Origin of the sequence: Pseudomonas sp. PI1, from assembly GCF_000812405.1 — a bacterium.
Classification (GTDB): Bacteria; Pseudomonadota; Gammaproteobacteria; order Pseudomonadales; family Pseudomonadaceae; genus Pseudomonas; species Pseudomonas citronellolis.
This window is the reverse complement of sequence record NZ_JWMC01000010.1, coordinates 71,125-78,675: the sequence shown is the minus strand read 5'-3', so window position 1 is coordinate 78,675 and position 7,551 is coordinate 71,125. Positions and strand designations below refer to the sequence as shown.

Annotated in this window: 3 protein-coding genes; all 3 read right to left on the bottom strand. The window is 66.4% G+C overall.

Annotated elements, in window-relative coordinates:
- Positions 1 to 130 precede the first annotated feature (130 nt).
- Entirely contained in the window at positions 131 to 1,195 is a 1,065-nt protein-coding gene (gene hemE, locus RN02_RS04105) for a uroporphyrinogen decarboxylase (protein ID WP_043313192.1), read from the bottom strand.
- 286 nt (positions 1,196 to 1,481) lie between these two features.
- Positions 1,482 to 2,900, bottom strand: a complete 1,419-nt coding sequence (locus tag RN02_RS04100; RefSeq protein ID WP_043313191.1) for an FAD-dependent oxidoreductase — start codon at positions 2,898 to 2,900, stop codon at positions 1,482 to 1,484.
- Between the two features lie 27 nt (positions 2,901 to 2,927).
- Positions 2,928 to 7,373 carry a glutamate synthase large subunit gene (gene gltB, locus RN02_RS04095; RefSeq protein ID WP_043313190.1) on the bottom strand — a complete coding sequence of 1,482 codons (4,446 nt, stop codon included), beginning with the start codon at positions 7,371 to 7,373 and terminating at the stop codon, positions 2,928 to 2,930.
- Positions 7,374 to 7,551 lie beyond the last annotated feature (178 nt).

Sequence of the window (7,551 nt, the reverse complement as noted above, 5' to 3'; positions counted from 1 at the left end):
CCCCGCCAATGGCGGGGCTTTTTCGTTGGGTGCATGTTTTGTAGGAGCGCGCCCTGCGCGCGAATCGCGGGCAGGGCCCGCTCCTACAGGTTGGCACCGAATTTCCCGACCATGCCCGCAGGGCGAAGCGTCAGTGATACTGCGCCGACAACTCGTGCACCGCCTCGAAGAAGGCGCCGGCGTGGGCCGGGTCGACTTCCGGGGTGATGCCGTGGCCGAGGTTGAACACGTGGCCGCTGCCCTGGCCGTAGGCGCCGAGGATGCGCGCCACTTCGCGGCGGATGGCTTCCGGGTTGGCGTAGAGCACCGACGGGTCCATGTTGCCCTGCAGCGCCACCTTGTCGCCGACGCGGGCGCGGGCGCTGCCGATGTCGCAGGTCCAGTCCAGGCCCAGCGCTTCGGCGCCGGTGTCGGCCATGGACTCCAGCCACAGGCCGCCGCCCTTGGTGAAGAGGATCACCGGCACCTGGCGGCCGTCGTGCTCGCGGATCAGGCCGTCGACGATCTTCTTCATGTAGGCCAGGGAGAATTCCTGGTAGGCCGCCGACGACAGGCTGCCGCCCCAGGAGTCGAAGATCTGCACGGCCTGGGCGCCGGCGCGGATCTGCCCGTTGAGGTAGCTGGTGACCGACTGCGCCAGCTTGTCGAGCAGCGCGTGCATGGCCTGCGGGTTGTCGTAGAGCATCGCCTTGGACTTGCGGAAGTCCCTGCTGGAGCCGCCTTCGACCATGTAGGTGGCGAGGGTCCAGGGGCTGCCGGAGAAGCCGATCAGCGGCACCCGGCCGTTCAGCTCGCGGCGGATGGTGCGCACGGCGTCCATGACGTAGCCCAGGTCCTTCTCCGGATCGGGGATCGGCAGCGCCTCAATGTCGGCCAGGCTGGAGACCACCTTCTTGAAGCGCGGGCCCTCGCCGCTCTCAAAGAACAGGCCCTGGCCCATGGCGTCGGGGATGGTGAGGATGTCGGAGAAGAGGATCGCCGCGTCCAGCTGCGGGTAGCGGTCCAGCGGCTGCAGGGTCACTTCGCAGGCCAGCTGCGGGTTCATGCACAGGCTCATGAAATCCCCAGCCTTGGCGCGGGTGGCGCGGTATTCCGGGAGGTAGCGGCCGGCCTGGCGCATCATCCACACGGGGGTGACGTCGACGGGCTGCTTGAGCAGGGCACGGAGGAAGCGATCGTTCTTCAGGGCAGTCATGGCGGCATCCGGCAAAAAAGTGCGGGCATTTTCGCAAAGCCCAAAGCAAAAGGCACGGCGGGGGCCGTGCCTTTTGTCCATCGCGGCATTCTGCCGCAGCGCCATGCATCTTTTGTAGGAGCGCGCCCTGCGCGCGATTCGCGGGCAGGGCCCGCTCCTACAGGGCGGGGTTCGCAGTCGTAGGATGGGTTGAGCGAAGCGATACCCATCACCACGGCCGCATGGGTTTCGCAAAGCTCAACCCATCCTACGAAAAGCACATCGGCGCAGCCGGCAAGACAGCCAATCAAACGCCGAGGTAGTCGAGGATGCCTTCGGCCGCCGTGCGGCCCTCGAAGATCGCCGTCACCACCAGGTCGGAACCGCGGACCATGTCGCCGCCGGCGAAGATCTTCGGGTTGCTGGTCTGGTGCTTGAACTGCGCGGCGGCCGGGGCGATGACGCGGCCCTGGCTGTCGATCTCGACCTGGTGCTGCTCGAACCAGGGCGCCGGGCTCGGGCGGAAGCCGAAGGCGATCAGCACGGCCTCGGCCGGGATGATCTCCTCGGAACCCGGGATCGGCTCGGGGCTGCGGCGGCCGCGGGCGTCCGGTTCGCCGAGACGGGTCTCGACCACCTTCACGCCTTCCACCCTGTCCTCGCCGACGATGGCGATGGGCTGGCGGTTGAAGAGGAACTTCACGCCCTCTTCCTTGGCGTTCTTCACCTCTTTGCGCGAACCGGGCATGTTCTCTTCGTCGCGGCGGTAGGCGCAGGTCACGCTCTTGGCGCCCTGGCGGATGGAGGTGCGGTTGCAGTCCATCGCGGTGTCGCCGCCGCCCAGGACCACCACGCGCTTGCCCTTCATGTCGACGAAGTCCTCGGGGGACTTCTCGAAGCCGAGGTTGCGGTTCACGTTGGCGATCAGGAAGTCCAGCGCATCGTGCACGCCGGGCAGGTCCTCGCCGGGGAAGCCACCCTTCATGTAGGTGTAGGTGCCCATGCCCATGAACACGGCATCGTACTCATCGAGCAGTTGCTCCATGCTCACGTCCTTGCCGATCTCGGTGTTCAGGCGGAACTCGATGCCCATGCCGGTGAAGACTTCGCGGCGACGCGACAGCACGTGCTTCTCCAGCTTGAACTCGGGGATGCCGAAGGTCAGCAGGCCACCGATTTCCGGGTTGCGGTCGAACACCACCGGGGTCACGCCGTTGCGCACCAGCACGTCGGCGCAGCCCAGGCCGGCCGGGCCGGCGCCGATCACCGCGACGCGCTTGCCGGTGGGCTTGACCTTGGACATGTCCGGGCGCCAGCCCATGGCGAAGGCGGTGTCGGTGATGTATTTCTCCACCGAGCCGATGGTCACCGCGCCGAAACCGTCGTTGAGGGTGCAGGCACCCTCGCAGAGGCGGTCCTGCGGGCACACCCGGCCGCAGACTTCCGGCAGGGTGTTGGTCTGGTGCGACAGCTCGGCGGCGGCCAGGATGTTGCCTTCGGAAACCAGCTTCAGCCAGTTGGGGATGAAGTTGTGGACCGGGCACTTCCACTCGCAGTACGGGTTGCCGCAGCCCAGGCAGCGATGGGCCTGGTCAGCCGCCTGCTGCGGCTTGAACAGGTCGTAGATTTCCACGAACTCGCGCTTGCGCTGGCGCAGCAGTTTCTTCTTCGGATCCTTGCGCCCGACTTCGATGAACTGGAAGTCATTGTTGAGACGTTCAGACATTTCAAGACCTCTTCAGACTTCAGGCGCTTATTGCGGGTTGGCACGGGTGCTGGTCAGCAGGGAACCGAGGCTCGCGGCCTTCGGTTTCACCAGCCAGAACCGACGCAGGTAGTCGTCGAGGTTCTCCAGCAGGTTCGCCCCCCACTCGCTCGCCGTTTCCTCGACATATTCCACCAGGACCTTGCGCAGGTGGCTGCGCTGGGCCTCCATCGCCTCGCCGCTGATCCGCTGGATTTCCACCAGCTCATGGTTCACGCGGTCGACGAAGGTGTTGTCCATGTCCAGGACGTAGGCGAAGCCCCCGGTCATGCCGGAGCCGAAGTTGTAGCCGGTCTTGCCCAGTACGCAGACGAAGCCGCCGGTCATGTACTCGCAGCAATGGTCGCCAGTGCCCTCGACCACCGCGTGGGCGCCGGAGTTGCGCACGCCGAAACGCTCGCCCGCGGTGCCGGCGGCGAACAGCTTGCCGCCGGTGGCGCCGTACAGGCAGGTGTTGCCGACGATGGCCGACTCCTGGGTCTTGAACGGGCTGCCCTTGGGCGGGGTCACCACCAGCTTGCCGCCGGTCATGCCCTTGCCCACGTAGTCGTTGGCGTCGCCTTCCAGGTACAGGTGCAGGCCGCCGGCGTTCCACACGCCGAAGCTCTGCCCCGCGGTACCCTTGAAGCGGAAGGTGATCGGCGCCTTGGCCATGCCCTGGTTGCCGTGCACCCGGGCGATCTCGCCGGACACGCGCGCGCCGATGGAACGGTCGCAGTTGCAGATGTCCAGCTCGTACTCGCCGCCCTTGGCGCCTTCGATGGCGCCGCGGGCCAGCTCGACCATCTTCTCGGCCAGCAGGCCCTGGTCGAACGGCGGGTTCTTCTCGACTTCACAGAACTGCGGCTTCTCGGCCGGGATCAGGTCGCTGCCCAGCAGCGGGGTGAGGTCGAGGTTGCCCTGCTTGGCGGTTTCGCCGGGCAGGATTTCCAGCAGGTCGGTACGGCCGATCAGCTCGGCGAGGCTGCGCACGCCCAGCTTGGCCAGCCATTCGCGGGTCTCGCTGGCGATGAAGGTGAAGAAGTTCGTCACCATCTCGACCGTGCCGATGAAGTGGTCCTTGCGCAGCTTGTCGTTCTGGGTGGCCACGCCGGTGGCGCAGTTGTTCAGGTGGCAGATGCGCAGGTACTTGCAGCCCAGGGCGATCATCGGCGCGGTGCCGAAGCCGAAGCTCTCGGCGCCGAGGATGGCCGCCTTGATCACGTCCAGACCGGTCTTCAGGCCGCCGTCGGTCTGCACGCGGACCTTGCCGCGCAGGTCGTTGCCGCGCAGGGTCTGGTGCGCCTCGGCCAGGCCCAGTTCCCACGGGCTGCCGGCGTACTTGATGGAGGTGATCGGCGATGCGCCAGTACCGCCGTCGTAGCCGGAGATGGTGATCAGGTCGGCATAGGCCTTGGCCACACCGGCGGCGATGGTGCCCACGCCCGGCTCGGAGACCAGTTTCACCGACACCAGCGCCTGCGGGTTGACCTGCTTGAGGTCGAAGATCAGCTGCGCCAGGTCCTCGATGGAATAGATGTCGTGGTGCGGCGGCGGCGAGATCAGCGTCACGCCGGGCACCGCGTAGCGCAGGCGGGCGATCAGGCCGTTGACCTTGCCGCCGGGCAGCTGGCCGCCCTCGCCGGGCTTGGCGCCCTGGGCCACCTTGATCTGCAGGACCTCGGCGTTGACCAGGTATTCCGGGGTCACGCCGAAGCGGCCGGTGGCCACCTGCTTGATCTTCGAGCTCTTCAGCGTGCCGTAGCGCGCCGGGTCCTCGCCGCCCTCGCCGGAGTTGGAGCGCCCGCCGAGGCGGTTCATGGCTTCGGCCAGGGCCTCGTGGGCCTCCGGCGACAGCGCGCCGAGGGAGATGCCGGCGGCGTCGAAGCGCTTGAAGATCGACTCCAGCGGCTCGATTTCGTCGAGGCTCAGCGGCTGCGCGGCGGTCTTCACCTGCAGCAGGTCGCGGAGCATCGACACAGGGCGCTTGTCCACCAGCGCGGTGTATTCCTTGAACTTCTCGTAGTCGCCCTGCTGCACGGCGGCCTGCAGGGTGTTGACCACGTCCGGGTTGTAGGCGTGGTACTCGCCGCCGTAGACGAACTTCAGCAGGCCGCCCTGCTGGATCGGCTTGCGGTTGTTCCAGGCATCAAAGGCCAGCAGCTTCTGCTCGTTCTCGATGTCGAGGAAGCGCGCGCCCTGGATGCGGCTGGGCACGCCCGGGAAGCACAGGCCGGTGACCTCGTCGGACAGGCCGATGGCTTCGAACAGCTGGGCGCCGCGGTAGGAGGCGATGGTGGAGATGCCCATCTTCGACAGGATCTTCATCAGGCCCTTGGAGATGCCCTTGCGGTAGTACTTGAATACCTCGTAGAGGTCGCCCAACACTTCGCCGGTGCGGATCAGGTCGGCCAGCACCTCGTAGGCGAGGAACGGGTAGACCGCCGAGGCGCCGAAGCCCACCAGCACCGCGAAGTGGTGCGGGTCGCGGGCGGTGGCGGTTTCCACCAGGATGTTGGAGTCGCAGCGCAGGCCGGTCTGCACCAGGCGGTGGTGCACGGCGCCCACGGCCAGGGCCGCGTGCACCGGCAGCTTGCCGGGGGCGATGTGGCGGTCGGAGAGCACCAGCAGCACCTTGCCGGCGCGCACGGCTTCCTCGGCCTGGTCGGCGATGTTGCGCACGGCCGCTTCGAGGCCGACGGACTCGTCGTAGTTCAGGTCGATGTGGTGGCGGTCGAAGCCCGGGCGCTCCAGGTTCATCAGGCTGCGCCACTTCGCCGGGGAGATCACCGGGGTGGTCAGGATCGCCTGGTTGGCGTGGTGCGGCGACTCTTCGAAGATGTTCTGCTCGACGCCCAGGCAGGTCTCCAGGGACATCACGATCGCCTCGCGCAGCGGGTCGATCGGCGGGTTGGTGACCTGGGCGAAGACCTGGCGGAAGTAGTCGTAGGGCGAGCGGATGCGCTTGGACAGCACCGCCATCGGGGTGTCGTCGCCCATCGAGCCGACCGCTTCCTGGCCCTGTTCGGCCAGCGGGCGCAGCACCTGGTCACGCTCCTCGAAGGTGACCTGGAACATCTTCATGTACTGCTTGAGCTGGTCGCTGTCGTAGCTGGCCACGCCCTGGTCGTCTTCCAGGGTCGCCTGGATGCGCAGCGCGCGCTGGCGCAGCCACTGCTTGTACGGGTGGCGCGACTTCAGACGGTTGTCGATGTCCTCGGTCTGCAGCAGTTGGCCGGTCTCGGTGTCCACCGCGAGGATCTGCCCCGGGCCGACGCGGCCCTTGGCCAGCACGTCCTCGGCCTTGTAGTCCCACACGCCGATTTCCGAGGCCAGGGTGATGTAGCCGTTCCTGGTGGTGACCCAGCGCGCCGGGCGCAGGCCGTTGCGGTCGAGCAGGCAGACGGCGTAGCGGCCGTCGGTCAGCACAACGCCGGCGGGGCCATCCCACGGCTCCATGTGCAGCGAGTTGAATTCATAGAACGCGCGCAGGTCGGCGTCCATGGTCTCGACGTTCTGCCAGGCCGGCGGGATGATCATGCGCAGGCCGCGGAACATGTCCATGCCGCCGGTGACCATCAGCTCGAGCATGTTGTCCATGCTGGAGGAGTCCGAACCCACGCGGTTGACCAGCGGACCGAGCTCGTCGAGGTTCGGCATGAACTCGTTGACGAACTTGCTGCGCCGGGCCTGGGCCCAGTTGCGGTTGCCGGTGATGGTGTTGATCTCGCCGTTGTGCGCCAGCAGGCGGAACGGCTGGGCCAGCGGCCACTTCGGCAGGGTGTTGGTGGAGAAGCGCTGATGGAAGACGCAGATGGCGGTCTTCAGGCGCTCGTCGGAAAGGTCCGGATAGAAGGCGGCGAGGTCCGCCGGCATCATCAGGCCCTTATAGATGATGGTCTTGTGCGAGAAGCTGCAGACGTAATGGTCGGCGTCGGCGGCGTTGGCCACCGAGGAGCGCCGACGGGCGCAGAACAGCTTCACGGCGAAGTCCTGGTCGGACAGGCCTTCGCCGCCGACGAACACCTGCTCGATCTGCGGCAGGCGCTCCAGGGCCAGGCGGCCGAGCACGCTGGTGTCGATCGGCACCTTGCGCCAGCCGACCAGTTGCAGGCCTTCGGCCTCGATCTCGCGATTCATGTTCGCGCGAGCGGCCTCGGCCTTCACCGGGTCCTGGTTGAAGAAGACCATGCCCACCGCGTACTGGGCGGGCAGATCGGTCGCGAATTCGGCCTTGGCCACCGCCCGCAGGAACTCGTCGGGCTTCTGGATCAGCAACCCGCAGCCGTCCCCGGTCTTCCCGTCCGCGTTGATCCCACCTCGGTGGGTCATGCAGGTCAGTGCTTCGATGGCGGTTTGCAGAAGTTCGTGGCTTGGCTCGCCCTGCATATGGGCGATCAGGCCGAATCCGCAGTTATCCTTGAACGTCTCAGGATGGTACAGACCTGCTTTCATAGGGAACTCTCACCGGCAAAACTTTTTTAATTCAGCGACTTCGCCTGTCTTCTCGCTCAAGCGGCAAGTTTCCGACAGGCAAAGGGAGGCCATTGTACATAGGTACAAGGCGCCTCACAAATTTTTGGCGAGAGGCTGAAACTGGATGTCGCATTCCTGAAAGAAAAAACCCGCCAGT